A 26,558-nucleotide genomic window follows, 5' to 3' on the forward strand; every position below is an offset into this window, starting at 1 on the left:
GCGACGGTTCTTTTGCAAGAGATTTCGCGTGGGTTACATTTCTGCAATCTGTATTGCATGATGGTGATTGCTGGATCAAGCTTTCTCGAACACCGACGTTCCCGATCCCCAGGAGACTCCGTTGTCACTCACCGCACGGCTCGATCGCCTGCCGATCAGCAGACCCCACTACGCGCTCCTGCTCATCGGCGGGCTCGGCTACACCTTCGACGGCATGGACGGCGCGATCGTCGCCTTCCTCATGCCGAGCGTCCGCGACGTGTTCGGCTTGGAGGCCGCACAGCTTGGCCTCGTCGGCTCGGCCGCACCGTTCGGATTCCTCTTCGGCGCGCTCCTCGCGGGCTACCTCGGCGACAAGATCGGCCGCAAGAAGGTGATGATGTGGTCGCTGGTGCTCTACGCGGTCGCCTCCCTCGTCGCGGCACTCTCGTGGAACTTCGAGGTCTTCCTCTTCATGCGCATCCTCGCTGGCATGGGCGCCGGTGCCGAGAGCGCCATCATCGCGCCCTTCCTGTCGGAGTTCGTACCCAAGCATCGCCGCGGCTGGTTTGTCGGCACCCTCGCCGGGTTCTTCTCGTTCGGGTTCGTCGCCGCAGCCCTCATCGGCCGCTTCGTCGTCCCCGCGTCCGACGACGGCTGGCGCTGGGCGCAGGTGCTCACCTTCCTCCCCATCGTCATGCTGCTGTGGTGGCGGCGCTCGCTCCCCGAGTCGCCGCGCTACCTCGCGAGCGTCGGCAGGCACGCGGAAGCCGAGGCCGTCGTGGCGGGCTTCGAGGACCGGGTGCGAGCATCCACCGGCAACGACCTCCCGGCCGTCGACCCGAACGCGCCCGAAGAGGAAGCGCCCGTCAAGTTCGGCTTCATCAAGGCCGTGAAGTTCCTCTGGGGCCGCACGATGTGGCGCATCACGGCGACCACCTGGCTCATCTGGTTCGTCATCACGTTCTCGTACTACGGCTTCTTCACCTGGATCCCGACGCTGCTCGTCGACCGCGGCATCGACGTCACCACGAGCTTCACGTACTCGCTCTACATCTACCTCGCGCAGATCCCCGGCTACTTCAGCGCCGCCTACCTCAACGAGAAGCTCGACCGGAAGTTCACGATCGCGCTCTACCTGATCGGCTCCGCCGGGGCCGCGCTGTGGATGAGCCAGGCCAACGACCCGATCATGGTCACCGTCGCCGGCATCGTGCTCTCGTTCTTCCTCAACGGCACCTACGCCGGCGTCTACGCCTACACACCCGAGGTCTTCCCGACCTGGCTGCGCGCCACGGGCGTCGGCATGAGCTCCTCGTTCGGCCGCATCGGCTCGATCACCGCGCCGATCATCATCGGCACCTTCGCCGCCCAGTGGGGCTTCGTGGGCGTCTTCGGCATGACGACGACCGTGCTGGTCATCGGCGTCGCGTGCACGCTGCTCTTCGCGGTGCGCACGGCCGGGCGCTCGCTCGAGGACATCACCAACAGCGGCAAGGGTGCCATCACCAAGACCGACGACAAGGAAGGCACCAACGCATGACCCCCAACGGCGAACGAGTGCGAAGCGGACAGCAGGGCCAGAGCGGGCAGGGCGGTGAGACGGCACTGGATGCGGTCGACTGGGCGAGCATCCACCACACCATCGAAGAGGAGGTCGGGGTCGTGCTCTTCACGGTGCTGCGCTTCACCCAGGGCGGTGAGGTGATGGAGCGCATCTACAGCTCGCACGCCGACGAGTACCCGGTGGGCGGCACGAAGCAGGTCGCGACGCAGGTCTCGCCCGACTGGGTGGCCGCCTGCCGCGACTCCGGTGAGCCGTTCCTCGGCGCAACCCCGGCAGACCTCGACCGCATCTTCGACGACGCCAGCACCATCAAGGCGCTCGGCTGCGGGTCGATCCTCAACGTGCCCATCCCCGGGCCCGACGGGGCGCCGCTCGCGACCGTCAACATGTGCGCACCAGAGGGCACATACACCCCGACGGCGCAGGAGCGCGCCGTTCAGATCATCGACACCGGCGTGGAGAGCGCCAAGCAGCAGGGAGCATCCGCATGACCGCAGACCTCAACATCCGCAACGCCACCTGGCTCGACGTCGACGCGGGGGAGTACCGCACTGGCGACCTCTCGATCCGAGACGGACGCTTCGAGCAGGTCGGCGGCGAGGTCGCCGCGGCCGACGGGGTCGAGGAACTGGATGCATCCGGTCGCTACCTCCTGCCCGGCCTCATCGACTGCCACGTGCACGTCACGGCGCACACGGCCGACCTGGCCTCCATCGGCGAGGAGTCGCCGAACTACGTGGCGCTGCAGGCCGCGAAGCTCATGGGCGACATGCTCAGCCGGGGCTTCACGACCGTGCGCGACGTCGCCGGCGCCGACTTCGGCCTGCACGACGCGCAGGTCGACGGACTCGTGCGCGGTCCGCGCCTCTTCTTCGGCGGGAAGGCGCTCTCCCAGACCGGCGGGCACGGCGACCCCCGCTCACGCGGGCGCGACAGCCACGACGGCGAGTACACGTGCTCGCACATCGGCCGGGTCGTCGACGGCATCTCCGCCGTCCGCCACGCGGCCCGCGACGAGATCCGCCGAGGTGCCCACCACATCAAGATCATGGCGGGTGGCGGGGTCGCCTCGCCCACCGACCGCGTCGACTCCACGCAGTTCTCCGTCGAAGAGATCGAGGCCGTCGTCGAGGAGGCGACCGCCGCGAACCGCTACGTCACGGCGCACGCGTACACGGCCCGGGCCATCAACCGCGCCCTGCGGGCAGGCGTGCGCGGCATCGAGCACGGCAACCTGCTCGACGACGAGTCGATCGAGCTGTTCCTCGAGCACGACGCGTTCCTCACCATGAACCTCGTCACCTACTGGGCGCTCATGGAAGAGGGACGCGAGCACGGGCTGCCGCAGGACAACTGGGAGAAGGTCTCCGACGTGCTCGAGGGCGGCAAGGTCGCACTCGAGAAGGCCCACAAGGGCGGCGTCAACCTCTGCTACGGCAGCGACCTGCTCGGCGGCATGCAGCGCCACCAGGCCCGCGAGTTCGAGGTGCGCGCCGAGTTCATGCCGGTGCTCGACATCGTCCGCAGCGCCACGACGACCGCCGCTCGCCTGCTGCAGCGCGAAGGGGAGCTCGGCGTGATCGCACCCGGCGCGCACGCCGACCTGATCGCCGCATCCGCCGACCCGCTGGACGACGTGAGCGTGCTCGCCGAGTCGCGCCTCGACTGGGTCATGCAGGGCGGGCAGCTCGTGTAACGGCACTGTCGCGGGTCGCCGCACGTGTCGACATCCTCTCGCGAGATGCCGCAAGGGTTGCCAGTCGGCAGGAATGGCAACCCTTTGCGGCGATTCGTGACTGATCGCGGGATGCGAGCGGTGGAGGGATGCGCGGAGCTCGCCGCTAGCGGATCTGGCGTACCTGGAACTGCATGCGCGGGTTCGCGAACGCATCCTGAGCCGCGACGATCTGCAGCTCACGCTCACCCGAGTCGAGCGTGATCTGCAGCAGGTCGAAGACGCTCGAGACCGTCGCGGCGAGCGCCTCGGACGCCGAGCCGGACGTGCGGTAGTGCGCCGTGAAGAGCGCCGAGGTGACGTCGCCCGATCCGTTCGCCTTGAACGGGAGGTACGGGGTCTGCACGATCCAGGCGCCCGTGTCATCGACCGCCATCATCTCGATGGTGCCTTCCGGGCGGTCTGGGCGCTCGACGCTCGTGACGAGCACCGTGCGCGGGCCGAGCTCGCGTGCCAGGTCGACCGATTCGAGGGTCTCGTCGATCGTCGAGGGTGTCGTGCGCGTGAGGAAGCCGAGCTCAAACTGGTTCGGCGTGAGGATGTCGGCGACCGGCACGACCCGCTCGCGGATGAGCTCGGGGATGGCGGGGGCGACGAAGCAGCCAGACTTCGCGTTGCCCATGACGGGGTCGCACGTGTACGTCGCGGCGGGGTTGAGCTCCTTGGTGCGCTTCACCGCGTCGACGACGACGTCGACGATCTCCTCGCCGCCCAGGTAGCCGGAAAGCACCGCATCCACCTGCGCGAGCGCGCCGCGCTCCTCGACGCCGAGGATCACGTCCCGGACGTCCGACGCGGGGAGGAGCGGGCCGCGCCAAGCGCCATAACCCGTGTGGTTCGAGAACACGACGGTCGAGACCGGCCACACCTCGTGTCCGAGACGCTGCAGCGGGAACACCGCAGCCGAATTGCCCACGTGCCCGTAGGCGACCGACGACTGGATCGACAGGATCTTCATCCTTCGATCTTCCCACGCCGAACCCGGGCTTGCCGCCGGACGACGCCGTGCGACGGAGGCCCGCTCCGTGCGGCATCTCCGGCGGGCGGCGGAGGCATCTCCCGCCCACGGTGGAGGCCGGTGTCGGTGGTCGCTCGTAGCGTTGGAGGGAACAGCGAAAGACCGCAGCGAGCGCAGATCGAGAGCAAGGGGAAGCGCATGACACACGAACGCCAGCAGCAGAACCCGGCGGGGGCGCAGTATCCGCAGTCGCCGCCTCCGCCGCCTTCTCCCGCGACGGGCGCGGCGACTGGCGCACCCGACCCGGGCGGTGACGAGACTCCCCGGGGCCCGGCCAAGCGCATCCTTCTCATCGCCGCCCTTGTCGCGGGGGTCGTCGCGGTCGTGCTCGGAATGCTCGTGGGGCCGCAGCGCCAGGCGCTCGGCACGCAGACCTCGGGTGATGAGGCCCTCGCGGCGCGGGTCGTGGATGCGGTGGGCGGCCATGGTGGCTTCCGGTCGGTGGTCGTCGCCGAGGTCACGCCGGAGGGCACCACGTGGGCGGGCGTCGGCAAGACAGGCGAGGGTCGCGACGGCCCGGCTCCCACGGACGAGACGCTCTACGAGCTCGGCTCGGTCACGAAGACCTTCACGGCCGCGCTGTTCGCGGACGCCATCGACCGCGGCGAAGTGACCGCGGAGGACCCGCTCTCGGCGCACATCCCGGAGCTCGAGGGGACCCCGGCCGGCGAGGTGACGCTCGCGAGCCTCGCGCAGCACAGCTCGGGTCTCCCGCGCCTGGGGCCGACCTTCGCCGTCGAGTCGCTCGCGGCGTCGCTCTCCGGCGGCAACCCGTACGGGCCGCAGACCACCGAGGTCATGATCCAGGATGCGGCGGCCGCGCCTGTCGACCCAGCGCAGGGTCCCGTCTACTCGAACCTCGGCGTCGCGCTGCTCGGCACGGCGCTCACGAACGCGGCGGGCGCCGACAGCTACCCGGCGCTCCTCGAGCAGCGGGTGCTCGGGCCCGTCGGCATGGAGTCGACGAGCATCGCGACGACCGAGGCCGAAGTTCCTGCGGACACGACGCCCGGATTCCTGACGAACGGCATCCCGACCGACGACTGGTGGGGCGAGGGGTACGCACCCACCGGCAGCTCGACGACCACCACCGTCACCGACCTCGCCACCTGGGCGTCCGCGAACCTCGACGGCACGGCACCCGGCGTCGCATCACTCGAACCGACGGCGCAGTTCGCCGAAGGCAGCGAGATCGGCTGGATCTGGCAGACGACGCAGGTCACCAACCCGACGGCGACGTCGAACCCGAGTCTCACCTGGCACAGCGGTGGAACCGGTGGATTCGCGTCCGTCGTCATGCTCGACCGCGAGGCCGACAGGGCGGTCGTGGTGCTCGGCAACACGCAGCAGATCGTCGACCCCATCGCCGTCTCGCTCCTGACCGAGGCGGACGTTCCCGACCTCGGCGCCCAGGGGTCGCTGCTCCTGTGGGTGACGTTCGGGTTCGCGCTCATCGCGTCCGGTCTCGCGCTGCTCTTCGCGTTCCGCTCGAAGGCCGCCCTGCCCATCGTGAACTGGCTGCTGCTCGCGGCATCCGGCCTCGTGAGCCTCTGGTTCGCCGGACCCTGGGCAGCCGTCGGCGGCTGGGCTTTCGGGCTGGCCCTCGCTCCCGCGCTCGCGGCGGTTGCGGTCGGGGTGCTGCGCTCCCCGGCGCTCCGGTTCCAGCCCACGAGGTGGGCGTGGCTCAGCTGGGTCGGCCTCGCCATCGTGCTCGTGATCCTCGTGGCCACCCTGCTGGTCGTGTGACGTCGGGCCGGGCGGTCGCCATCCGTTGGGACGGTGACCGTCTGGCGCCGCGACGGCTACCGCCCGCGCCCCGAAAGGCCCGGTTACGCGCAGCCCTCGAGCACGTCGCGCATCGCGTCGTGCTCTGCCTGCGTGACCCACAGGTTGTAGGTGGCCTTCACCACGATCTGACGGGCCACGTAGGTGCAGTGGTACGACTCCTGCGGGGGCAGCCAGTTCGCCGCATCCTGGCTCTTCTTGTCGTCATTCACCCAGCCGGCCGTCGCCTGCAGGTTCATGGGGTCGTTCGACAGCTCGACCCGCTCCACGAACGACAGCTCCTTCGCGCCCGTCCGCCACGCGTTCGCGAGCGCCACCACATGGTCGATCTGCACGAGCGGACTCGTGTCGGGGCCGCGCTCGAAGTCGATCTCGTCACCCGAGTACGGGTCGACGAAGACGCCCGTGTCGACGCGGCAGCCGTCGCGGTTCAGGTCGACGTCGGTCATGGATACGGCCAGGGCGTCGTTGCGTGCATCGCACCCGTTGCCGTCCGGGTCCTGCCAGCCCTCGCCGAACGATCCCTCGCGGTCGAACTCCTCCCACTCATCGCGCGGTGCGACGTCGAGCTTGCCGAGCACGTCGAGCGCATCGGCGGCGAACGACGTCGACCCGTCGCCGTCAGCGGAAGCCGCCTCCACCTCGTCGGTCAGCGCCACCAGCTGGCTGGCCTCGGGAGACGAGGCGCCGTCGGGTGTCGTGGACTGCGTGCCCACGGGCGTGCATCCGACCAGCAGGGTCGCGGCACCGGCGAGGGCGAGCGCTGCGAGCGTGCGGCGTCTTGATCGTCTGGTGGCGGTGGCGTGAGCGGATGCAGGAAAGGGAAGCACTGGGAACTTTCTCGAGCGGGGTGGCCGCACCAGACTGCCACAGAGAATGCCCGGCGAGGCGAGCAGGCAGCGGAGACGGTCGGCCGACGCATGACACATGTCACGGGTTCTCGTGACGCCGCGTCACTGGCGTCACCTCGCGAGGTCCGGTGAGCTTGGAGTATGTCCTCAGCACCAGCAATGAAGGGTCCCGATACTCCCGTACCTCTCTGGCGGCGACCATTTCACCTCATCCGCACGAACCTGCGGGCCTACCTGCTCGTGAACGTCTTCGCCTACGGGCTCTTCACCGTCGGGTTCATCGTCGGTCTGATGTTCCCGGCGCTCAACGCGGCGCGATCCGTCGCGCTCGAAGACGACGGCACTGCGGGACTCGTGCAGGGGTTGGTCGCAACGCCACCGCTGTTTGCGCTCGTGATCCTGGCGGTGAACGTCGGCAAGCTCAGCTTGGCGACGATCGTGCTGCCGTCGCTGGTCGTGCCCTTCGCCGGGTTCGCCTTCTTCGGGTACTGGGCGGTCGAAACCGGCATCACGCTGGCGCCCACGACGCCGACCGCCTGGGTGCAGTTCATCCCTCACTCGCTCACCGTCGTCATCGAACTGCAGGCGTATGTTCTGCTCCTGCTCGGCACATGGCTCCTCGGCCGACATTGGGTGTCGCCGACAACGGTCGGCGCCACGACCCGAGGTCGCGCCTACCTCCGCGGCCTCGGACGCGTCGGCATCCTGGCACTGGCCGCATTCGTTCTTCTCGTCGTGGGAGCGCTCTGGGAGGCCTACTCCCTGCGGTACTTCCTGTACCCACTCACCGAGTTGCTCCTCTGACCCGCTTCGGAGGGGCTCGTCGGATGCGCGGTGGCAGAATGTGGGTGCCGCCGCGTTCCGCGGTCGCAGAGTGCAGAACCCGGGGGACCATCCATGACTCAAGCAGGCCACGTCGCGTCACCTCTCGACGGTGAGCGCGACGGCGAACGCCGACGGCCGGTCGCGCTCGTCACGGGAGCGACTCGCGGCATCGGCGAAGCCATCGCCCACGAGCTGAGCCGCACCCACCACGTCCTGGTCGGCGGGCGCGAGCCACGCGCCGTCGCCGAGGCCGCCGCCCGCATCCCGGGCGCGACGCCGTTCGTCGCGGACCTCACCGACGAGCGCCAGCTCGCCGAGGCGGCCCGCAGCATCCGCCGCCTCGACGTGCTCGTGCACTCGGCGGCCGTGCTCGGCGGGCACGACGCCATCGCGGAGAGCTCGCGCGAGCGATTCCGCCGCGCCTTCGAGCTCAACGTGTTCGCCGTCGCCGACCTCACCCGCCTCCTGCTGCCGCTGCTTCGAACGAGCGAGGGCACGATCGTCATGATCAACTCGGGTTCCGGCTACGCGAGCGGCGCGGGCACCAGCGTGTACAGTGGCACGAAGTTCGCCCTGCGCGCGCTGACCGACGCGCTCCGCGAGGAAGAACGCCAGCACGGCGTGCGCGTGTCCAGCATCCACCCGGGCCGCGTCGACACCGACATGCAGCGTGAGCTGCGGCAGCTCGAGCAGGGCAGCTACGAGCGCGAGCGCTACCTGACGCCGCAGGCGGTCGCGCAGGCGGTGCGGCTCGCCGTCGACACCCCGGCTGGTGGGGCGGTCGACGAGCTCAAGATCCGGCCGATGCGCTGAGCTGACGCAGTCATGGCCGGCACCAATCAGATCTTCACCATCGTCGCGTTCGCGCTGCTCGTCGTGCTCGTGCTCGGCCTCGGTCTGCTCGTGGCGATCCTCGTGCAGCGTCGCCGAACGAAGAAAGCCAAGGCCGCGTCGGAGCTCCGCAAGGCCGAACGGCGCAGGGCGGTAGAGGCGGGAGTCGCGGGCCTGCACGAAGACACCGACACGAGCGGCGGAATCTCGCTCCTCGGGCTATCTGTGCAGCAGCCGATCCCGGATGCGGCTCCCAGCTCGCCCAGCGCTCCCTCGCCCTGGGCCGCCGCGCCTCGACGGACCGAGCGGCCAGCGTCGTGGCTTCCCGCGTCGGTGCAGCAAGCCTCGGGATCGCAGGGTTCAGCGCCCCATGCCCCTGCGCCGCACGCGCCTGCTTGGCCAGCGCCTGCCTCGCCTGCGCCTGTCTCGCACGCGCCTGGCTCGCAAACATCGCCCAGCGGACCCGAACCGACGCCGCTACCCCGTGATCTCGGACACGCGCCGACGCCGCACTCCTACGGCTCGACGTTCTCCGGAGGCGGCACCCGCAAGCACTGACCCGCCCGTGGTCGCGCCTGCACCAGCTCGCTTCCGCATCCGCATCCACACGAGAAATGCCTGTTCCCTTGCTCAGGAACAGGCATTTCTCGTGTGAATGTCCCCCACCGGGGTGGGGCGGATGCGTCTGGCAGTCGAGCTGCGCGGCCGGGAGGACTAGGCGTGCGAGGCGACGTGGTCTTCGACGGCGTGCTCCGCCTCGGAGTCGTCGCCCGCGATGACGGCGTCGAGGCTTTCGCGCACGATGCGGAGGCCCGTCTGCAGCTCCTCGCTCGTGAGCGTGAGCGCGGGGAGGAACTTCAGGACTTCCTCGAAGGCGCCAGCGGTCTCGATGACGAGCCCGCGCTGGAACGCCTCAGCGGAGACGCGCGACGGCAGGTCGCGGTCACGGAGGCTGACGATGCCGTACATGAGGCCGCGGCCGCGGACCTTGAAGTCGAGCTGCGGGTAGTCGGCGGCGATCGACTCGAGGCCCGCGCGGAGCTCGGCGGAGCGCTCGGCGACCGCCGTCATGAAGGCGTCGTCGGCCCAGTACTCTTCGAGGGCGACACGCGCCGTGACGAACGCGAGGTTGTTGCCGCGGAAGGTGCCCGTGTGGGCGCCCGGCTTCCACACATCCACCGCCGGGCGGAGCAGCACCAGCGACATGGGCAGTCCGGATGCGGAGATCGACTTCGACACGGTGACGAGGTCGGGCACGATGCCGGACTCCTCGAACGCGAAGAAGGAGCCGCTGCGCCCGATGCCAGCCTGGATCTCGTCGAGGATGAGGAGGATGCCGCGCTCTTCGGTGATCTTGCGGAGACGTCGCAGCCACTCCGGGCTCGCGACGTTGATGCCGCCCTCGCCCTGGATGGCTTCGACGATGACAGCGGCGGGCAGGTCGAGGCCGCTGCCGGTGTCGTCGAGCATCTTCTCGAACAGGTCGAGCGTGTCGAGCTTGTCGCCCAGGTAGCCCTCGAAGGGGAGGCGGGTGACATCGCCGAGGGTCGTGCCCGCGGCGTCGCGGTACTTCTTGTTGCCGGTGACGGCGACGGCGCCGAGGCTGAGGCCGTGGAAGCCGTTCGTGAACGCGACCACGTTGGTGCGGCCGGTGGCCTGGCGGGCGACCTTCAGGGCGGCTTCGACGGCATTCGCGCCGGTCGGGCCCGTGAACTGGATCTTGTAGTCGTAGCCGCGGGGCTCGAGCACGTACTGCTCGAACGCCTCGATGAAGGCCCGCTTCGCAGATGTCGCCATGTCGAGCCCGTGCAGGATGCCACCGTGTTCGATGTACTCGACGAGGGCCTTCGTGAAGAGCGGGTTGTTGTGCCCGTAGTTGAGCACGCCGGCGCCGGCGAAGAAGTCCAGGTACTCGTCGCCGTCCGCGGTCACCAGGGTGGAGCCGGACGCGCGGTCGAAGACCACGGGGAACGAGCGGATGTATCCGCGGACTTCTGACTCGCGACGGTCGAATACTTCAAGGGGCGAGAAGTCGCTCATGCTCAATTCACCTTCTGCTTGTTGACGTGGCCTGTTTTTGACGAGCCGGGCTTGCCTTGGAAAGAGGCGGAGGGCGGAAGCGCAGGGCGGGTTGCCGCGCATCCTGAGATTCCGAGCTTACGGCCATGCCCGGGAATCCGGAGGCTGGCTTGCTACATTGTGGCCGTTCGGGCGGCCTTCGCCCGCGGAGAGATGGGGGTTCCATGACTGATTTCACAGTGCCTGCACCGGTGCAGGCTCTTGTCGACGCGATCAACAGCGGAGACGAGCAGGCGTTTGTCGAAGCGTTCGCCGAGGATGGCTCGGTCGACGACTGGGGTCGCGTGCTCGAGGGTCGTGAGGGTGTCAGCAGCTGGTCGCAGAGCGACGCCATCGGGCAGAGCGCCCAGATGGTGATCAAGGACGCCAGCACCGAGGACGACACGACCGAGCTGTTCTTCGACTGGCGCAGCAACCGCTTCAATGGCACGTCGCGTGCGTTCGTCACGGTCGAGGGCGACAAGGTGAAGACGTTCCGTATCCCGTCACACCGCTAGGGTGTGGATGCGCGGGCCCGCCCCGACGGCGCGGGCCGGAGGGTCCGCGCACGTCGAGCATCCGGCCACCGGCGGCGTCAGCGCACGGTGAAGAGGAACCCGTCGATGAGGTCGGTGAGCTGCTTCTCGGTCAGCCGTTCGCGGGCTGTCGACAGCCACTCGGGACGGATGTCGTCGAGCAATCCCTCGCGCACCAACGCGTCGGCCTGCTGCGCGTAGCCGCGCGCCATGTCCTCTGACGACCCGTATCCGACGATGTCTGCGAAGCCGAGGTTCTCGGCGAACGCGTCGAGGTAGACGATTCGAGTGGCCCCGGTGCCGCGCTCGTCGAGGGGGAGCTCGTGCAGGTGCTGGCTCTCGGTCCGGTACCGCTCCCAGAGCTTCGTCCAGCGTCGCTGCAACGGTGGGCGGATGAACGTGAGCACGATGACCGTGGCAAGTGCGACGAGGAAGATCGGAACCGCCCATGCGGGGAGCCACGGGGTGAGCAGGAGCAGCCCGATCGGCACGATGATCAGTCCCGCGAACGCCCGGCTGTACGGGCTGGCGAGCAGCCGCGAGACCCAGCCGTCGCGGTCAGTGCGGTCGACCCCGGCGCGGTCGAGCTCGGCGACCACCGCGGACTTCATGGCGGCGCGGCGGGTGGAGTCGTCTCCGCCAGTGCGGTCCACTCGCGCGCGGTTGCCGCGGGCGCGCCTGCCGCCAGGGAAGTAGGCGTCGATGATGGCGCCGGACCATCCAGGGAGAAGCGGGTCCGCGCCGAGCCACTCGATCTCCCATCCGGTCGATCGTGGGGCGCGGTAGCCGGCGTCTCCGATCCGCTGCGCGGCCCCCGCATCCGCTACCTCGTGGATGCGAAGCGCGCCGCGGTGGGCGAGCCACACGAGTTCGCCCGCGAACGCCGTCTCCCAGCCACGACTGTCGTCGTCAAGGCGGGTCAGGCGGTGCTGCGCTGCGAGCGGCGTGAGCAGCAGTCGCGAGCTGGGCCAGATCGGCAATCTTGTGAGGAGCAGCGCGATCGCGCCGGCGGTGACGATTGCGAACACCACGAGAGCGAGGACGCGCACGAAGGTCTCGGAGGCGGGGTCGAAGATGCTGGGCTCATTTCACGAGGCGGTAGGGGCGGTCAGATCCGCTGGGTGCTCGGCCGTCTGATGCGCTTCGGGATGCGGGGGAGGGGCAGGCCGGTGCTGCTCGACCCGCGCTCCCTCCCGCGCGCATCCGCTGCCCGACGAGTCAGCGCTTGCCGCCGCCGAGCAGCCCGCCGAGAATGTCTCCCAGGCCTCCGCCGAGTCCTCCACCTGCTGGCTTGCTGGAACCGCTCGCGCCGCCGAGCACCTGCCCGAGGATGTCACCGAGTCCGCCGCCCGCCCCGCCGCCCGCGTTCGCGGAACCTGCGGAGGAACCGGACCCACCGCCCAGGATCCCGCCGAGAAGGTCCTCGAGCCCGCCGCCCGAACCCGAGCCCGCGGTCGTGGATGCGCCCTGCTGGCCGCCGAGGAACTTCTTCGCGAGCCACGCGAGCACGATCGGCGCGAGGATCGGGAGCAGCTTCTGCACGAGCCCCGAAGTCTGGCCGCCCGGTGCTGAGCCGAGGGCTGCCGCGACCTGGTCGGTGTTGCTGCCGAAGACGTTCTTGACGATCTTCTCGCCGTCGTTGGTGTCGATGTCGGCGAGCGAGACGCGGCCCTCGACGAGGGATGTGTCCTTCTTCTCGAGCGCGTGCTCGAGCGACTTGGCACCCGCGGGATCGGCCGCGTTCGCCTGGAGACCGCCGATGAGGGTCGGCAACGCTGTCTGGATCCCCTGCTGGGCGGTCTGCTTGTCGACACCGAGCTGGTTGGCGATGTCGTCGACTGGAATGAGCTTGAGCAGTTCGTTGATGTCGGTCATGGGTTCCCCTTGTTCGATGACGCGACACCGATCATGGGGTCGCGTGACCACGAGGGTAGCGCTGGGGGTGGTGCATTCGCCGCAGATCGTGCTGAGCTTGTCGGACAGATCGTCGACGCGTCGTGCGTCGAACCGACACGGCGTCCACCCAAACGGTAGGTAAGCAGGGTAGACACGAAGCAGCAGATGGCCGTCAACCCCCACCCGGAGGACATCAATGACCACGTTCGATCGAGCGGAAGCCGAGATCAGCGAGGAGCGCATTGCCGCGTCTCTCGCCGGAGCGAAGCCGACGACCTACTGGCTCGACGACCCGGCTCGTCCCGCCGCGTCGCCGCCGCTTCGAAGCAACCACACTGCCGACCTCGTGATCGTCGGTGGCGGATACACGGGGCTGTGGACAGCGCTGCTCGCGAAGGAACGCGACCCAAAGCGGAAGATCATGCTGCTCGAAGGGCAGCGCGTCGGCTGGGCCGCATCCGGCCGCAACGGCGGGTTCTGCGAGGCGAGCCTCACCCACGGGGAGTCGAACGGCAAGGACCGGCTGCCGCACGAGTACTCGAAGCTCGAAGCGCTCGGCCTCGAGAACCTGCGCGAGATCGGGGAGAGCGTCAAACGCTACTCGATGGACTGCGACTACGAGGAGACGGGCGTGCTCAACGTCGCGACCGAGCCCCACCAGGTCGCCGAGCTCGAGCAGGCGGCGGTCGGCGACTCCGGCCTCGAGTTCCTCGACAGGAAGACGCTCCAGCAGGAAGTCGCCTCCCCGCTGTTCCTCGCCGCGAACTACGAACGCGAGGGCACCGCCCTCGTGAACCCCGCGAAGCTCGTGTGGGAGCTGCGGCGCGTGGTGCTCGGCATGGGCGTCGCGATCTTCGAGAACACTCCCGTCAGGTCGCTCGAGGCAGACGGCGGCGGCATCACGGTGACCACCGACGAGGGGAGCATCTATGCGCAGCGGGTGGCACTCGGCACGAACGCCTTCCCGGCGCTCATCAAGCGCGACCGCTTCTACACGGTGCCCGTCTACGACTACGTGCTCATGACGAACCCGTTGAGCGACGAGCAGCTCGAATCGATCGGCTGGAAGCGGAGGCAGGGCATCACTGACCTCAACAATCGCTTCCACTACTCGCGGCTCGTCACGGACGCCGACGGCCGCACCCGCATCCTCTACGGCGGGTACGACGCCGTCTACAACTACGGCGGCCGCATCAAGCAGGAGTACGACCAGCGCCCCGAGACGTTCGAGAAGCTCGCGGCGCACTTCATCGCCACCTACCCGCAGCTCGAGGGTCTCGGCTTTTCGCACAAGTGGGGCGGCGTCATCGACACCTGCACGCGGTTCTTCTCCTTCTTCGACACGGAGTTCGACGGCAGGGTCGCGCACGCGGCGGGCTTCACGGGGCTCGGCGTCGGCGCGACGAGGTACGCGGCGAACGTGCTGCTCGACCTGCTCAGCGGCGAGGAGACGGAGCGCACGCGCATGGACTTCGTGAAGAAGAAGCCGCTGCCGTTCCCGCCGGAGCCGTTCGCGTCGATCGGTGCGAAGGTGTCGCTCGCCGAGATGGCGCGCGCCGACCGCAACGAAGGCAAACGCGGGCTGTGGCTGAAGACGATGGACGCGGTCGGCCTGGGGTTCGACTCGTGAGCGCGGGCGGTGAGAGCGCAGCCGATGAGGCCGCTGCCGTGACCGGTGCCGGTGGTGTGACCGGGATGCAGCCCGGATCGGTCGTGCACGCGCGGGGCGCATCCCTGTCACACGAACCCGTCGAGGGATGGCAGAAGGTGAGCGGCGAGCCGACGACCGCGGCGCACGAGCTCGGCGCCTTCGCGGGCACGGAGTTCGGGCTGTGGGAGATGTCGGCCGGGTCGATGCTCGACGTCGAAGCCGACGAGGTGTTCCTCGTGATCGGCGGAACGGCGACCGTCGAGTTCCTCGAGCCCGAGCTGCCGTCGATCGACCTCGAACCGGGTTCCATCGTGCGGCTCGGCGAAGGGATGCGCACCCGGTGGACCGTCACCGGAGCGCCCCTACGCAAGCTGTACGTCGTGGAGGGCGGGGAGTAGGTCGGCTGCAGCCCGGGCTCGGTACGAGTGGATGGGCTCGTTGCCTGCGCCCACTTTGATGGGTTCCTCCGACTCGTGATGGGGCGCTACCCACCACCGGTCGGCAAAACCCACCGAAGTCTGGCGCAGGGCTCGTCGGCCCTTCACATTGATGGGTTTATCTGACTCGCGATGGGGGGATTCCCATCACGACTCGGCGAAACCCATCAGGATGATCCACCGGGACGGGCTGCCACGACCTTGGGTGTCACTTTCAACGCACCTTCGGGCTGTGGATATCTCGGAAGACAAGCTCTGCATCCCTCTACCCTTGGCCCATGTCTGAGCCTGAGGAGATGCTCTCCGGAGTGGGCGAACGAACCCCTCGCGTTCAGGGATGGGCTGCGCGCGGGCCTGACACGGCAGGAACTGAACGGCCCCGAATTCTCCAAACCTCACCGCGGCGTGCGGGTGCGAGGGGCAGTGCGGTCTCCTCTTGAGATCGCACGCGCCTTCGTGCCGAGGATCAAGGACCGCTGTGTGCTCGGCGGGCTGACAGCGGCGAGAATCTGGGGTCTGCCCGTGCCCCGCCGACTTGACCGCGACTCGACCGTGTACCTCCTCGTGCCGGCTGGGAGGAACCGGCCCGCCGGTCTGGGGGTCAAGTCGCGAAGCATCAGGGCGTCGCTGTGGGATGCTCGCGAGCTGCGCGGCGCACCTGTCGCGTCGCCCGCGCTGACCTGGGCAACCTGCGCCCGCCACCTCGACGTCAACGAGTTGGTCGTGCTGGGGGATGCCCTCGTCGCCACATCCACGAACTATGAGGGCATCGTGCGGCCCGAGGAGCCACCGGAGGGAGCGCGGACGGCGCCGCCCCTCGCGACGCTGGAGGAGCTCGAGGAGATCGCGCGAACCTGGGGCAACGGTGTCGGTGGGGCCTCCTTGCGTGCGGCCGTTGCACGGGTTCGTTCAGGCGTCGAATCACCCATGGAGACCTGGACGCGGCTGGTGGTCGTCGCTGGCGGGCTTCCGGAACCGGAGGTCGGCGTCGAGGTCTGGAACGGGTCGGAGTTCGTGGGGCGTGTCGACCTCGCGTATCGGGCTCAGAAGATCGCCATCGAGTATGAGGGGGACCACCACCGCACTGACAAGCGCCAATGGCGCAAGGACATCGGGCGCGTGAACCGTCTGCAGGAGATCGACTGGTTCGCGATCCGGGCGACCACATCGCAACTCTTGCCCACGCCAACGCGTTTTGTCGAGCAGGTGCGCGCGGCGTTGCGGAGGTCGGGGATGGGTGGGGGTCTTGCCTCATAAGAGCTGGATGTTCAAACGTCAGCTGCCGTCGGATCGGACGCGGAGTTTGCGCTCTTGTGGTCAACTCGGCCTTCCACAGCTCAGATCCTTGCTGGGACGCGCGTAGCACGCGGTGCTGCATTCCGTTCATGGGAGCTTCTGAGGCGGGCAATTCCCTTGCGCGTCGTCGAGTCCGACGAAGGTGAAGGCCCTCAGCCCTTGCGGCCGACCATCACCGTCCGCGGCGAGTAGTCCTGCCCTTTCCAGTACAGCATCATGCGCTGTCGTCCGATGCGATACTCGTCGCGGCTTCGCTCTCCGTCGTCCGGGGGCAGGACCTCCTTGGGCTCCCCGAGGTGCTCCAGGACTCCGTCGCGGGTGAACGGGTCGATGCCCTCGATGAGGTGCGCCGTGCGCGGGTAGTTGGCTTCCGGGGCGTTGCGGTGCGGGTGGAAGGTAAATTCGACGCATTTCACGGCGCCTCCCTTCATCCCCACGATCAGGGAGCGGTCGGCGTTCCGGTAGGCGCACTGGTAAGCGCCAGAGCGGTTGATCTCGATGGGGCCGTCGATGAGTCCGAGGAGAGCGAGGGCCGCCGGATCCTCGATCTTCTTTCCGAGCGCGGCCGCGGCCAGGGTGAGGTCTCCCGCCACCGTGCGCTTCGCGTCGCCGTTGACGCGCATTTTCGGCGGTGTGGATGCGGTTGCGTCGAGCGCGTCGACGAGTGCGGTGAGACGAGCGACTTCCAGGGCATCCTCGTCAGCCTCGGCCTCCTGGCCGGCGCGCTCGCGAAGCCGGGCGGCGGCTCGTGCCGCGTCGCGGTGATGCGCGAACCGCGATGCTTCGGGGGTCTCTTCGGCGGGCACGAGCTGCGCTTCGACCAGGCGGTGTTCGTTGAGGAGCGCGAGGGCGCGTTCGCTGACCAGCAGCATCCCGTCCCGCTGGGCGAAGTCGTCGTTCCCATCTGCGCGGCCGGTCGGCTCGAGCCGCTCCCAACGCTCCGGGAGACCGCCGGCGTAGGAGACGAACTCCGGCGACGTCGTGACGACCGCCTCGCGCAACTCGAACCCCGAGAAGTCGGAAGCGCGCAGTGCATCGGCGAGTGAACCGGCCACGATGAAGTCCGGATGGACGCCGACGAGCTCGTCCCCGAGCCAGCCCGCGAACTCGCACCGGAGCGGATCCGTCTGGGTCCTCGACCCGGATGCGTCCTGCGTCCATACGGCGCCGTCGCCGACGGTTCCCGTGGCTTCTGGCTCCAGAGTGTGGTGGTTCATGGGGGTCCTCGCGTCTCTTCGGAGTTCAGGGTCGGGGCGGTCTGCTCGCGGCTCAGGAACGCGCCGGAGGTTTCGGCAGATCCCAGACGTCGGCGAATCGGGCCGAGACGATCGGCTGGGCCCAGATCAGGGAGAGTCCGGTGGCAACGGACGAGATCTCGTGCAGCTCGGGTGCGAACACCACGAACTCGTGAGTGATGGGCCTGCCGGCGCGGTCTGTGCGCCCTTCCGGGTCAGGGAAGCGCAGCGCCGCCCTGTCATCGCCGAGGTGCCAGAGCTCCGAGTCATCGCCGAGATGCGCGAAGGCTCTGTCGTATTCGGGGAGCGGGTCCGCGAAACCGCCGTCGAGGAGGAACCGGTGCCCCCACGTGCGCCCTCGAGTCGCCCAGATGAGCTTCACTTCTTGCTCCTGACGAGGATCCCCTTGCGTTCTGCCTCTTCGAGGTCGAGTTTGAAGCGGGTGAGCATCGCGGTCAGGTAGTCGTGCTTGGCGAGCGCTTCCGCGTTGACGGTCTTGAGCTTCTCGCCGGCGAGTGCCGCTCCCCGCTCGATGGAGTCCTTCGAGACGAGTGACGCCGCGAACCCCGCAATGAGTCCGAGGGGGCCAGGCAGCTTGATCTTCTTGACGACGAACAGGGCCCCCATCGCGGCGAGGCCGGCCATCCCGCCCGCCTTGCTGAAGATCTTCTCCGCGACCTTCCCGCCATCGTGGAGCTTCTTCGCCCAGCTGACATGGCGTTCGAAGGGCAGGATCGCGGCGAGTGGGAGGACGGCGTCGACGCCGACGCGCTCCGTCACCTCGATCTTGCCCGGCTCGAACTTCGCGGAGGACAGCAGGATGAAGTCCTCGGCGAACGACATCGCCTCCGGCGCCTGAACGAAACCGCGAAGCTCCTGACGCAGCTGATCGAGCTCGTCGCTGACCTTCTCGACGAGCAGCGCTTTGAAAGCGTGCGCATCCATCTGGGGAAGAAGGTCGGACTTCGAAAGAGCGAGCACCCAGATGCGAGGGAACTGCGCGAGGGGCTTGCCGTTCTTCAGGAGCTCGGGCTTCAGACGGAGCAGTTCGGAGCGGATGTTCGTCAGCAGCGACTTCAGGTACAGCTCTTCTGAGCCCTCATTGTCGCGGAGCAGCTGACCGTCGACGAGCAGGAGCGCGACATCAGAGCTCAGGAGCGCCGTGAACGTCTCGACGCGCCTGCGGCTCTCCTCCTCGCCCTCCGCGGACTCCTCGAACCATTCGCCGGGGTAGTCGTGCCACACGAGGCGGAGTGCGTCGAACGGCTTCGAGTTCTTCGCGCGTTCCTCCGACCAGGCCTTTGGCCTCACCAGGAACGAGTACGCGGTGTGCGTGAAGCGGGTGGATGCGGGCACCTTCGCGGCGTTCTTCATGCCGAGGTAGCTCTGGTACAGCTTGTCGCTCTGCCCGGTGTCGTCGGCGACGACCTCGTAGAGGTTCTCCTTCGCGAACTGCGGCTCCTGCGTGGGGCCGTAGAAAGACGAGACGAGCACGGTCTTGCCGCTGCCGCTGCCGCCGAACACTGCGATGTGCTGCTCACGGGTTCTGCTCTTCGCCGTTGCCATGGGCACGTCTCCTGCCGGTGGGGTGTTCGACCATCCGCCGGTGCTGGCGGATGTGCTGCGCGGGAGCCTATGCGCTCGCGGAGTCGTCGTCCTGTGAGCGCTCGGCGTCGCCGCTCGCGAGCTCGGCGAACTTGCGCGCCATGGTGGGGTTGCCGCGGGTGAGCTTCTTGATGGTCACGTCCTGCGCCTTGTCGTTGGCGAGGCGCAGGTTGCGTTCGGATCCGAGCAGCGCATCCTTCACCTTCTGGAGTCGCACGATGGCCTTGTCGATCTCGTCGATGGCCTCCCCGAACCGGCGAGAGGCGAGCTCGTAGTTGCGTCCGAACGCGTTCTGGAACTCATCGAGGCGCTCCTCGAAGTCGGTGATGTCGACGTTCTGCGCCTTCACGGACGCCAGCTCGGTCTTGTACTTGAGTGCGTTCATGGACCCGTTGCGGAGCAGCGTGATCATGGGGATGAAGAATTGCGGCCGGATGACGTACATCTTCGGGAAGCGGTGCGAGACGTCGACGATGCCGGAGTTGTAGAGCTCGCTGTCGGGCTCGAGGAGCGTGACGAGGACGGCGTACTCGCAGCCCTTCTCCTGCCGGTCCTTGTCGAGCTCCTTGAGGAAGTCCTCGTTCTTCTTCTTCGTGGCCGTCGTATCGGCCTCGTTCTTCATCTCGAACATGATCGAGGTGATCTCGGTGCCGCCCGCGTCCGAGTCGCGGAAGATGTAGTCGCCCTTGCTTCCGGTGCGAGCGTCGTTGTCCTTCTCGAAGTAGGCCGTCGGGAACGCGGTGGCGCGGATCTGGTTGAAGACGGTCTCGCAGTGCTGCTCGAGGGTCTCGCCGAGCATCTTCGTGGAGAGGCGAGCCTTCATGTCCTTGAGGCGCTCGATGGCGTCGTCGCGGTCGCGGAGCTGCGTCTCGTACTTGTCCTTCAGCGACGTCTCGACGAGCTGCCGTTCCAGGGCGGCCCGCTCGAGGGTGCCCTTCAGCTCGTCGCGTTCCTTCTCGACCTTCCCGACGGCTTCGTTGACGGCGAGCTTCTGCGTGATCTCGAGGCTGTCGAGCTTCGACTTGAGCGCCTGAACCTCGGCTTCCCGCTCGGCTGCAGCCTTCTGCAGGTCGCTCACGCGCTTGGCCGCCGCGAGTTCCTCTGCGGCGATCTTGTCGTGGCGGGCCTGCTCGAGCTCGTTCGCGAGCGTGTCGCGCTCCTTCTCCACCGACTGCAGCGCCTCGCTGACGGCGAGCCGCCGCGTGACCTCGCCGGCCTCGAGCTTCGCCTTCAGCTCCTGCAGCTCGATGTTCCGCTTCGCCGCGGCCGCCTCGAACTCCTGCGCGACCTTCGCCTGCGCCAGCTCGATCTCGGCGCGCTTCGCCGCCTCGGCCAGCTCGAGCCGCTCGTGGAGGTCCTTCTCGAACTCGCCGTCCCGCACCTGCTTCAGGATGTCCGCGTAGCCGGCCTCATCGATCGTGAAGGCCTTGTGGCAGTGGGGGCAGGTGATCTCGTGCATGGGATTCCCTAGGTCGACGTGAATCGGTTCTCTGCTGCACTCCTCGCCAGCCGACGGCCGGACCTGTCGACGACGGCGGGCCGACGGTCAGCGGCAGGATGTGTCCAGCGCAAGCGTATTCGTGTGGGCCGACACTGGACGAGCTCGTGAGCGAAAATGTGCAGCAGGGTGCCCCGAGCAGATCGACCCGAGCATCCCCCTCTCGCCATCAGGCGTTCAAGCGCCCGATCACCACATCGACGCTGTCGCCGACGTTCTTCTTCAGCTTCTTCCGCAGCGCAGCGCTGACCGAGATGAAGTGGTCGCCCTGACCCGTCGGCATGAGCGCCGACGTCACGACGACGCCGTCGACGGTCGTGTCGGCCTTCACCGACTTGCCCGTCCCGAAGAAGTCCTTCGAGCCGGACACCTCGATGACGGACCACGAGGGCATCCACTCGGGGTTGATGATTTCACCGGTGAAGACGAGCTTGTCAGTCATGAGGCGAGCGTAGCGGCGTTGCCTCAGTCGCCGCGAGGGGTCGTGACCGCGGCTGCGACCTGCGCGACCGCAGCCTCGAGACCGGCCTTTGCCGCATCCGGGTCTTCCGACTCGCGGATGAACGCCTTCGCCCCTCGGGGCATGCCGCAGTAGTCGAAGACCCCGTGCTCGATCTGCGTGCTGAAGGACTCCTCATATCCGTGCCGCGCGAACGAAGCCTCCGAGAAGCCGGACACGGGCAGCAGGTGCGCGGTCAGATGACCCAGCTTCGGCACGACCCGGTCGTTTTCGCCGAGCTCGAACGCCCAGCCGGCGATGAAGACGCGGTCGATCCACCCCTTCAGCAGCGCGGGCATCGACCACCAGAAGACGGGGAACACGAGCACGACATCCGTGGCGCGGTCGAGGCGAGCCTGCTCCGCGAGCACGTCGGGCCCAGTGATCGAACCGCCCTTGTAGTCGGCCCGGTCGTTTGCCGAGAAGCGCGGGTCGAAGCCCTCCTGCGCGAGGTGGGCCACGTCGACCTCGACGCCCTCCGCTTCGAGGCGTTCGCGCAGCTGCTGCGCCGCCGTGTGAGTCAGGGAATCTTGATCCGGATGCGCGGTGACGATGAGAGTAGGCACCAGGAGAGTCTGCGCGGGCGACCTTGGAGCCGCGCTCAGGGAGCACCGTCGGCGGCCGCGGCGAATCGCGCGGCAAGAGCGGCGGCGGCCTCGGCCAGCTCCGGAGGCCCGACCACGTCGAAGTCGGCGTCGAACCTCGCGATCAAGGCCAGCAGGCCGGTCCACGACCACGAGCCCAGCCGGACCAGGCAGTAAGCCTCGTCCACTTCGGCGACCGTCGCATCCGGCAACCAGCTCGCCGCTTCGAATGCGGGCACACGCAGCAGCACGTCGCCCGTGCACGGCCACTCGTTGGCGTCGCTCGCCCCCTTGAATCGGGCTTCGAGGAACGTGCGCGCGTCACCGGTCGGGATGCTGCGTTCCTCGAACTGCGCCCCGAGGGGTTCCTTGGGGGTGATGCGGTCGAGGCGGTACACGCGCCACTCGGCGCTGTCGAGCTTCCAGGCCACCAGGTACCAGCGCCCGCCGCGCGCGATGACCGCGTGAGGTTCGACCCGGCGAGGGGCGGGCGGTGTCGAGACGGCGGTTGGGGCGGATGATTCGGTCGGCGCCGCGGTGTAGTCGAACCGGAGAACGAGGCGATCGTGGGTCGCCGTGCTCACGATCTCGAGGACGTCAGGGTCCACGCGCATCTCGACCATCGCAGCCGCTGACCCGGTGAACCGGATGCCGTCGACCCGATGCCGCAGCCGCGACGGCATGACCTGCCGCACCGTCTGGAGGGCCCGCGCTGCCGCCTCGTCGATGTCGACGCCCAGAGCTGGCGCGCCCCGCAGGGCCACGGCGATCGCGACGGCCTGCTCGTCATCGAACCGCAGTGGTGGCAGCTCAGAACCCGCGGCAAGGCGATACCCGCCTGCCGGCCCCTTCCACGCCTCGATCCGGTACTCGAGCTCGCGCAACCGGTCGATGTCGCGGCGGACCGTGCGCGGCGTCACGTCGAGGCGGTCGGCGAGCTCCTGCCCCGACCAGTCGCGCCGAGTCTGCAACAGCGACAGCAGCGTCAGGATGCGCGAGGAGGTAGCCGAGGTCATGCGCCCAGTCTCCCAGCAGTAGCGGACCGAACGCGTCCTCTACTGCTGGGAGGCTCACCGCAGCGGCAGGTGCCGCGGCCAGCACATCACCAAGGAAGCGGGAACACCATGAGCATCACCACGACAACCCACCTCAACTTCACCGGGACGGCCAGGGCCGCGCTCGAGTTCTACGCCGAGGTCTTCGGCGGCGAGGTCTCCATCGCCACCTACGCGCAGTTGGGGATGCCGGCCGAGCTGCCGGGTGCATCCAACGTCGTGTTCGGGCGAGTGGATGCGCCGAACGGCTTCCGTGTGCTTGCCTACGACACCCTGGGCCAGCCAGGTGAGGGGCTCGCCGGCGCTGCGGGGGAGACGCGGCGCGAGCAGGGCACCACCGTCACGAGCGCGCCGTTCTTCCTCGCGGCGAGCGGCGAGACCCTCGACGAGGTCACGGGCTACTGGGAAGCGCTGTCGGCCGGGGCCACCGTCATCGAACCACTGGCCGCATCCGCCTGGTCGGCAGGGTTCGGGATGCTGCGCGACCGGTTCGGGGTCACCTGGGTGCTCGACGTGGCCGTGGCCGCCTGAGTCAGCACCGGGGCAGGCTCACGGTGACATGTCGCCGTGCGTGACGACGCGGCAGAGCTCAATGCGGCCGTCGCGGAGGTGCCAGGCGTGCAAGCGCCTGGCGCCGGCTGCCTTGAAGCCGATGGAGTAGCGGAAGCATCTCGCGTCGTCCGCCGCCCTGACGACTTCGGAGGCGCGCGCCCCGGTGCCGCTGCGGAGCGGATGCGCCTCCCGAGAGTGGAGGTGACGCCCGCGCCGGGTGACGACGTCGACGGCGGCCCGCCACACCTTCGCCTGCAGCTGCGGAGCCAGGGCCTTGACCGACTCGGCGAACGTCGCGCCGACGAGGTAGTCACCCAGCGGATGTGCGGCCCGGTCGCTGGCGGAGTAGTTCTCGAGCCAGCCGAGGTGGACGTGGTGACGCACCCACTCTTCGGCATCGGCGAAGTCGATGGTCGGTGTTGCCTCGTCGCGCATCTTCTGGATGCTGCGGAGCTTCTTCTGCGTCCCGCGGAGCCGGTTTTCTGAGTCCTGCAGTCTGTCGGCGAGGTCAGCGTTCTCGCGGCGAAGCGCCCGGAGTTCCGCGAGGAGCTGCGCGTCAGCCCCGCCCTTCAGCGGCCGCCGCGCGTCAGCTTGCTCGCCCGTCTCGACCAGTCGAAGGGGGCCCGTCGACATCAGTGCGGTGGGTTTGGGTAGCGCGGACATCTGGACTCCTCACATCGCTGGCTCTGGTCGGGTTCGGGCCAACGTAGGTGAGCGGCGGTGCGAGCGAAACGGTCGGTGTCTCGGGGCGTCTTGCAGCTGAACTCGCGGTTGCACTGCGTTCGGCTGCGACGCGTCGGCTACTCGGGTTTCCAGGCGCTGTCGTCGCGCCACGGGGCGAGGTCGACCTCGTTGCCTTCGGGATCGGCGAGCGTCCAGTACTCGGGGGCGGAGGCGTCGTTGACGACCCGCCCTCCGGCGGCGAGGGCCGCTTCGAGGCGCGCATCGACCTGGTCGCGCGGCACGTAGACGTCGACGTGCATCGTGTTCCGCTCGGTGCGGGGCGCGTCGATCTGCTGGAGCCAGACGTTGGGGCCGACGGCGATAGGGTCGGCCAGGTCTTCACCACCTCGCCGCTCGTAGGCGAGGACCGCCTCCCAGAAGGGGAGCACAGCGTCGAGATCCACCACATCGATCGCGATCTGGATGCTCTGCACCGTGTCCGGGGACGCCTCGATGCCCAGCCCACGAGCGATCTCGGAGATGCGTGCCGCGAGGGTGATGTCGCGTTCGCTGAGGTCGCCGACGTCGTGGCTGATGAGGCGCACCATGACGGAGCCGTAGCGGAGGTCGACGTCCGGGTGATGGTTCGCGTCGTCGGCAGCCCGGGCGATCTCGGCGACGAACGCGGCCCCCTTCGAGAAGTCCCCGGTCCGGAAGTTCGCGCGGGCGCCGTCGCCGACGACCCGCCAATCTCCGGTGCCGTCGGCTTGGCGGAACTCGCTAGGTGAGACTCGATCGCTCATGGCCGCGATTCTCGTCGACCGACCCGAGAAGCGCCCCCTGAAGTCTCGGACGGCTCAGGAGAGGTGGGCACCGCAGCCGCATTGCCAACTTCTGCCGTCGCCTTCGACTCGGCGGCCTCCGAGTTCGGCGGCTGGGTCTCCGCGTACGACTTCGACAGGAGCCGGTACTGCGGTGACGCGAACGCGACGATCACCAGTCCAAGCAGCAGGATGCTCGCGATCAGGAAGACCAGGGCGATGCCGCGAGCGTCCCCTTCGCCGAGCAGCCAGCCGAGCGACTCCTGACCCTCGCGGGTCTCCATGAAGGGGATGAGCCAGAACTCGGCGATCGGGCCGATCATGAACGCGCTGATCGGCGTCGACGCCGACTCCACGGTCGCCGCGAAGCCGAACACCCGACCTTGCTTCTCGAACGGAACCACCCGCTGGATGACGGTCTGCTCGGCGGCCTCCGCGATGGGCATGATCGCCATGAACAGGAACATGCCGACGATGAACAGCCAGCCGTACTCGCGGATCGTGAAGGCCGCCCCGAGGAGCGCGACGCCGATGTTCACGAGCAGCAGCGTGCGGACCGGGTTCTTGCCGAGCCCGAACTTCGCGACGAGACCACCGCCCACGATGAAGCCGACGCTCGTGACGCCGAGCCAGACGCCCCACATCTCAACGGAGAAGAGAGTCAGACCGTACGGGTCCATGAGCGCCATGAAGACGCCGCCGACGAGGTTGTTGAGCGTTGTGAAGAGGATGAGCGCAAGCAGGCCGGGCACGAGCATGACCGCGGGGATGGCGCCGCGGAAGTTGACCTTCGCGGCTCCGGCAGCAGGGTCGTGCGCGATGCCGCGCTCGGGGATCGACACGAACAGGAGATGCGCGAACGCAACGGCAGTCGCGACGATGGCGATGAACACGGTCGGCCCCATGCCCAGGAGTCCGACCGAGAGCCCCGAGAACACGCTCGTGACCATGAAGGCGATTCCCTGCACTGTGCCGACGAGGCCGTTGGCCTTGTCTCGGCGATCGGCGGGCACGAGCAGCGTGACCGTCGTCGAGAGGGCGATATTGCGCAGGTTCTCGACCACGCCGCCGACGAGGATGACGCCCGCGAAGAGCCAGAACCAGATGCCGTTCCAGTCGACCAGCGTCTCTTCGGGGAAGCTCAGATAGAGGACTCCAGCGAGGAGGTAGGTGATGAGGGTGACCGCGCTCGAGATGAGCATGACGGCCTTCTTCTTCAGATGGTCGACGATCGCGCCGAAGATCATGCCGAAGACGGCGACGAGCAGCATGTAGCTGCCGCCGATGATGGAGGTCGCGAGCACAGAGCCGGTCTCGAGGTAGGCCCAGAACGTGAGCGCGAACCACAGGTAGCTCGTCGTGACGTTGGCGATGAGCGTGTTGACGAGCACCTGGTAGAAGCTGCGGAGCGTCGCGAGCGTCGGCACGTCCTGGTGCGGGAGAGCGGGCGGGGTCGGCTGGTCGGTCATGAGTGTTCCTGGTCTCGTGAATCGGTGATCTCATCATTCACCTGGCCGCCGACATTCGGAAGCGGTTCGGGTGATGGTTGCAGGACTGAGGTTTACAGCCATTGCGGTCAAT

At 68.3% G+C, this 26,558-nt stretch carries 27 protein-coding genes; 12 read left to right on the forward strand and 15 right to left on the reverse strand.

Annotation, left to right across the window (positions count from 1 at the left end):
• Positions 1–121 precede the first annotated feature (121 nt).
• Genes HDC34_RS02270 through HDC34_RS02280 form a run of 3 tightly spaced genes read left to right on the forward strand, consistent with a single transcriptional unit; the run spans position 122 to position 3,242 of the window.
• Positions 122–1,522 (forward strand): MFS transporter, encoded by a 1,401-nt coding sequence (locus tag HDC34_RS02270; RefSeq protein ID WP_179555671.1) that lies wholly within the window; start codon positions 122–124, stop codon positions 1,520–1,522.
• Positions 1,519–2,037 carry a hypothetical protein gene (locus HDC34_RS02275; RefSeq protein WP_179555672.1) on the forward strand — a complete coding sequence of 173 codons (519 nt, stop codon included), beginning with the start codon at positions 1,519–1,521 and terminating at the stop codon, positions 2,035–2,037. Before HDC34_RS02270 ends, HDC34_RS02275 begins: the two co-directional genes overlap by 4 nt.
• Positions 2,034–3,242 carry an amidohydrolase family protein gene (locus HDC34_RS02280; RefSeq protein WP_179555673.1) on the forward strand — a complete coding sequence of 403 codons (1,209 nt, stop codon included), beginning with the start codon at positions 2,034–2,036 and terminating at the stop codon, positions 3,240–3,242. The genes HDC34_RS02275 and HDC34_RS02280 overlap by 4 nt, the downstream gene beginning before the upstream one ends.
• 145 nt (positions 3,243–3,387) lie before the next feature.
• On the opposite strand, the gene pdxY is transcribed toward HDC34_RS02280, so the two are convergent.
• The gene (gene pdxY, locus HDC34_RS02285) at positions 3,388–4,239 is read right to left on the reverse strand and encodes a pyridoxal kinase PdxY (RefSeq protein ID WP_104313092.1); all 852 of its coding nucleotides are present in this window, start codon (positions 4,237–4,239) and stop codon (positions 3,388–3,390) included.
• A gap of 198 nt (positions 4,240–4,437) precedes the next feature.
• Between pdxY and HDC34_RS02290 the strand changes: the two genes are divergently transcribed.
• A complete protein-coding gene (locus tag HDC34_RS02290) occupies positions 4,438–6,045 on the forward strand; it encodes a serine hydrolase (protein ID WP_179555674.1) in 1,608 nt (535 codons plus the stop codon).
• Between the two features lie 83 nt (positions 6,046–6,128).
• Here the strand turns inward: HDC34_RS02290 and HDC34_RS18005 are convergent, their stop codons facing one another.
• Positions 6,129–6,914 carry an HNH endonuclease family protein gene (locus HDC34_RS18005; RefSeq protein WP_179555675.1) on the reverse strand — a complete coding sequence of 262 codons (786 nt, stop codon included), beginning with the start codon at positions 6,912–6,914 and terminating at the stop codon, positions 6,129–6,131.
• A 180-nt stretch (positions 6,915–7,094) separates the two neighbouring features.
• Between HDC34_RS18005 and HDC34_RS02300 the strand changes: the two genes are divergently transcribed.
• From HDC34_RS02300 to HDC34_RS02310, 3 genes are all read left to right on the forward strand, one after another.
• The gene (locus HDC34_RS02300; protein WP_179555676.1) at positions 7,095–7,739 is read left to right on the forward strand and encodes a stage II sporulation protein M; all 645 of its coding nucleotides are present in this window, start codon (positions 7,095–7,097) and stop codon (positions 7,737–7,739) included.
• Between the two features lie 93 nt (positions 7,740–7,832).
• The gene (locus HDC34_RS02305; RefSeq protein ID WP_179555677.1) at positions 7,833–8,573 is read left to right on the forward strand and encodes an SDR family oxidoreductase; all 741 of its coding nucleotides are present in this window, start codon (positions 7,833–7,835) and stop codon (positions 8,571–8,573) included.
• Between the two features lie 12 nt (positions 8,574–8,585).
• Positions 8,586–9,149 carry a hypothetical protein gene (locus tag HDC34_RS02310; RefSeq protein ID WP_179555678.1) on the forward strand — a complete coding sequence of 188 codons (564 nt, stop codon included), beginning with the start codon at positions 8,586–8,588 and terminating at the stop codon, positions 9,147–9,149.
• Positions 9,150–9,305: 156 nt separating this feature from the next.
• Here HDC34_RS02310 and ectB read toward each other — a convergent pair whose 3' ends face one another.
• A complete protein-coding gene (gene ectB / locus HDC34_RS02315) occupies positions 9,306–10,631 on the reverse strand; it encodes a diaminobutyrate--2-oxoglutarate transaminase (RefSeq protein WP_179555679.1) in 1,326 nt (441 codons plus the stop codon).
• Positions 10,632–10,834: 203 nt separating this feature from the next.
• Between ectB and HDC34_RS02320 the strand changes: the two genes are divergently transcribed.
• Positions 10,835–11,167, forward strand: coding sequence for a nuclear transport factor 2 family protein (locus tag HDC34_RS02320; protein ID WP_104313078.1), 333 nt, complete (start codon positions 10,835–10,837; stop codon positions 11,165–11,167).
• Positions 11,168–11,244: 77 nt separating this feature from the next.
• Here HDC34_RS02320 and HDC34_RS02325 read toward each other — a convergent pair whose 3' ends face one another.
• Together HDC34_RS02325 and HDC34_RS02330 are read right to left on the reverse strand one after the other, a co-directional pair.
• On the reverse strand, positions 11,245–12,234 hold the full coding sequence (locus HDC34_RS02325; RefSeq protein WP_179555680.1) for a hypothetical protein: 990 nt from the start codon (positions 12,232–12,234) through the stop codon (positions 11,245–11,247).
• Positions 12,235–12,403: 169 nt separating this feature from the next.
• Positions 12,404–13,060 (reverse strand): DUF937 domain-containing protein, encoded by a 657-nt coding sequence (locus HDC34_RS02330; protein ID WP_179555681.1) that lies wholly within the window; start codon positions 13,058–13,060, stop codon positions 12,404–12,406.
• A 217-nt stretch (positions 13,061–13,277) separates the two neighbouring features.
• Between HDC34_RS02330 and HDC34_RS02335 the strand changes: the two genes are divergently transcribed.
• The 3 genes from HDC34_RS02335 (at position 13,278) to HDC34_RS02345 (ending at position 16,426) form a co-directional block, all read left to right on the forward strand.
• Positions 13,278–14,711, forward strand: coding sequence for an FAD-binding oxidoreductase (locus HDC34_RS02335; protein WP_179555682.1), 1,434 nt, complete (start codon positions 13,278–13,280; stop codon positions 14,709–14,711).
• A complete protein-coding gene (locus tag HDC34_RS02340) occupies positions 14,708–15,130 on the forward strand; it encodes a cupin domain-containing protein (protein ID WP_258068327.1) in 423 nt (140 codons plus the stop codon). Before HDC34_RS02335 ends, HDC34_RS02340 begins: the two co-directional genes overlap by 4 nt.
• Before the next feature lie 462 nt (positions 15,131–15,592).
• Complete coding sequence (locus tag HDC34_RS02345; RefSeq protein ID WP_179555683.1) at positions 15,593–16,426, forward strand: hypothetical protein; 834 nt, start codon at positions 15,593–15,595, stop codon at positions 16,424–16,426.
• 191 nt (positions 16,427–16,617) lie between these two features.
• Here HDC34_RS02345 and HDC34_RS02350 read toward each other — a convergent pair whose 3' ends face one another.
• The 7 genes from HDC34_RS02350 to HDC34_RS02380 all read right to left on the reverse strand — a co-directional run bounded on the left by HDC34_RS02350 (position 16,618) and on the right by HDC34_RS02380 (position 22,902).
• Complete coding sequence (locus HDC34_RS02350; protein ID WP_179555684.1) at positions 16,618–17,682, reverse strand: hypothetical protein; 1,065 nt, start codon at positions 17,680–17,682, stop codon at positions 16,618–16,620.
• Between the two features lie 52 nt (positions 17,683–17,734).
• Positions 17,735–18,082, reverse strand: coding sequence for a hypothetical protein (locus HDC34_RS02355; RefSeq protein WP_179555685.1), 348 nt, complete (start codon positions 18,080–18,082; stop codon positions 17,735–17,737).
• Positions 18,079–19,266 carry an ATP/GTP-binding protein gene (locus tag HDC34_RS02360; RefSeq protein ID WP_179555686.1) on the reverse strand — a complete coding sequence of 396 codons (1,188 nt, stop codon included), beginning with the start codon at positions 19,264–19,266 and terminating at the stop codon, positions 18,079–18,081. Before HDC34_RS02360 ends, HDC34_RS02355 begins: the two co-directional genes overlap by 4 nt.
• A gap of 67 nt (positions 19,267–19,333) precedes the next feature.
• Positions 19,334–20,764, reverse strand: coding sequence for a DUF2130 domain-containing protein (locus tag HDC34_RS02365; RefSeq protein ID WP_179555687.1), 1,431 nt, complete (start codon positions 20,762–20,764; stop codon positions 19,334–19,336).
• Positions 20,765–20,972: 208 nt separating this feature from the next.
• Positions 20,973–21,245: a DUF1905 domain-containing protein gene (locus HDC34_RS02370; protein WP_179555688.1), complete on the reverse strand. Its 273-nt coding sequence runs from the start codon at positions 21,243–21,245 to the stop codon at positions 20,973–20,975.
• 23 nt (positions 21,246–21,268) lie between these two features.
• Positions 21,269–21,868 carry an NAD(P)H-dependent oxidoreductase gene (locus tag HDC34_RS02375; RefSeq protein WP_179555689.1) on the reverse strand — a complete coding sequence of 200 codons (600 nt, stop codon included), beginning with the start codon at positions 21,866–21,868 and terminating at the stop codon, positions 21,269–21,271.
• Between the two features lie 35 nt (positions 21,869–21,903).
• Positions 21,904–22,902 (reverse strand): YafY family protein, encoded by a 999-nt coding sequence (locus HDC34_RS02380; protein WP_179555690.1) that lies wholly within the window; start codon positions 22,900–22,902, stop codon positions 21,904–21,906.
• A gap of 108 nt (positions 22,903–23,010) precedes the next feature.
• Here HDC34_RS02380 and HDC34_RS02385 point away from each other — a divergent pair, with 108 nt between their 5' ends.
• On the forward strand, positions 23,011–23,472 hold the full coding sequence (locus HDC34_RS02385) for a VOC family protein (RefSeq protein WP_179555691.1): 462 nt from the start codon (positions 23,011–23,013) through the stop codon (positions 23,470–23,472).
• A gap of 18 nt (positions 23,473–23,490) precedes the next feature.
• Here HDC34_RS02385 and HDC34_RS02390 read toward each other — a convergent pair whose 3' ends face one another.
• The 3 genes from HDC34_RS02390 to HDC34_RS02400 all read right to left on the reverse strand — a co-directional run bounded on the left by HDC34_RS02390 (position 23,491) and on the right by HDC34_RS02400 (position 26,446).
• The gene (locus HDC34_RS02390; protein WP_179555692.1) at positions 23,491–24,156 is read right to left on the reverse strand and encodes a hypothetical protein; all 666 of its coding nucleotides are present in this window, start codon (positions 24,154–24,156) and stop codon (positions 23,491–23,493) included.
• Positions 24,157–24,293: 137 nt separating this feature from the next.
• Positions 24,294–24,959, reverse strand: a complete 666-nt coding sequence (locus HDC34_RS02395; protein WP_179555693.1) for a VOC family protein — start codon at positions 24,957–24,959, stop codon at positions 24,294–24,296.
• Positions 24,956–26,446 (reverse strand): MFS transporter, encoded by a 1,491-nt coding sequence (locus HDC34_RS02400; RefSeq protein WP_179555694.1) that lies wholly within the window; start codon positions 26,444–26,446, stop codon positions 24,956–24,958. Before HDC34_RS02400 ends, HDC34_RS02395 begins: the two co-directional genes overlap by 4 nt.
• Positions 26,447–26,558 lie beyond the last annotated feature (112 nt).

The sequence above is a fragment of the Pseudoclavibacter sp. JAI123 genome (assembly GCF_013409665.1).
In the GTDB taxonomy this organism is placed as follows: domain Bacteria; phylum Actinomycetota; class Actinomycetes; order Actinomycetales; family Microbacteriaceae; genus Pseudoclavibacter.

Bases quoted from the DNA above. Each gene is read 5' to 3' on its own strand.
- pdxY (WP_104313092.1), bottom strand. From the start codon at position 4,239: ATGAAGATCCTGTCGATCCAGTCGTCGGTCGCCTACGGGCACGTGGGC.
- HDC34_RS02335 (WP_179555682.1), top strand. From the start codon at position 13,278: ATGACCACGTTCGATCGAGCGGAAGCCGAGATCAGCGAGGAGCGCATT.
- HDC34_RS02275 (WP_179555672.1), top strand. From the start codon at position 1,519: ATGACCCCCAACGGCGAACGAGTGCGAAGCGGACAGCAGGGCCAGAGC.
- HDC34_RS02395 (WP_179555693.1), bottom strand. From the start codon at position 24,959: ATGAGCGATCGAGTCTCACCTAGCGAGTTCCGCCAAGCCGACGGCACC.
- HDC34_RS02290 (WP_179555674.1), top strand. From the start codon at position 4,438: ATGACACACGAACGCCAGCAGCAGAACCCGGCGGGGGCGCAGTATCCG.
- HDC34_RS02370 (WP_179555688.1), bottom strand. From the start codon at position 21,245: ATGACTGACAAGCTCGTCTTCACCGGTGAAATCATCAACCCCGAGTGG.
- HDC34_RS02320 (WP_104313078.1), top strand. From the start codon at position 10,835: ATGACTGATTTCACAGTGCCTGCACCGGTGCAGGCTCTTGTCGACGCG.
- HDC34_RS02300 (WP_179555676.1), top strand. From the start codon at position 7,095: ATGAAGGGTCCCGATACTCCCGTACCTCTCTGGCGGCGACCATTTCAC.
- HDC34_RS02380 (WP_179555690.1), bottom strand. From the start codon at position 22,902: ATGACCTCGGCTACCTCCTCGCGCATCCTGACGCTGCTGTCGCTGTTG.
- HDC34_RS02350 (WP_179555684.1), bottom strand. From the start codon at position 17,682: ATGAACCACCACACTCTGGAGCCAGAAGCCACGGGAACCGTCGGCGAC.
- HDC34_RS02330 (WP_179555681.1), bottom strand. From the start codon at position 13,060: ATGACCGACATCAACGAACTGCTCAAGCTCATTCCAGTCGACGACATC.
- HDC34_RS02305 (WP_179555677.1), top strand. From the start codon at position 7,833: ATGACTCAAGCAGGCCACGTCGCGTCACCTCTCGACGGTGAGCGCGAC.
- HDC34_RS02360 (WP_179555686.1), bottom strand. From the start codon at position 19,266: ATGGCAACGGCGAAGAGCAGAACCCGTGAGCAGCACATCGCAGTGTTC.
- ectB (WP_179555679.1), bottom strand. From the start codon at position 10,631: ATGAGCGACTTCTCGCCCCTTGAAGTATTCGACCGTCGCGAGTCAGAA.
- HDC34_RS02310 (WP_179555678.1), top strand. From the start codon at position 8,586: ATGGCCGGCACCAATCAGATCTTCACCATCGTCGCGTTCGCGCTGCTC.
- HDC34_RS02390 (WP_179555692.1), bottom strand. From the start codon at position 24,156: ATGTCCGCGCTACCCAAACCCACCGCACTGATGTCGACGGGCCCCCTT.
- HDC34_RS02400 (WP_179555694.1), bottom strand. From the start codon at position 26,446: ATGACCGACCAGCCGACCCCGCCCGCTCTCCCGCACCAGGACGTGCCG.
- HDC34_RS02365 (WP_179555687.1), bottom strand. From the start codon at position 20,764: ATGCACGAGATCACCTGCCCCCACTGCCACAAGGCCTTCACGATCGAT.
- HDC34_RS02280 (WP_179555673.1), top strand. From the start codon at position 2,034: ATGACCGCAGACCTCAACATCCGCAACGCCACCTGGCTCGACGTCGAC.
- HDC34_RS02385 (WP_179555691.1), top strand. From the start codon at position 23,011: ATGAGCATCACCACGACAACCCACCTCAACTTCACCGGGACGGCCAGG.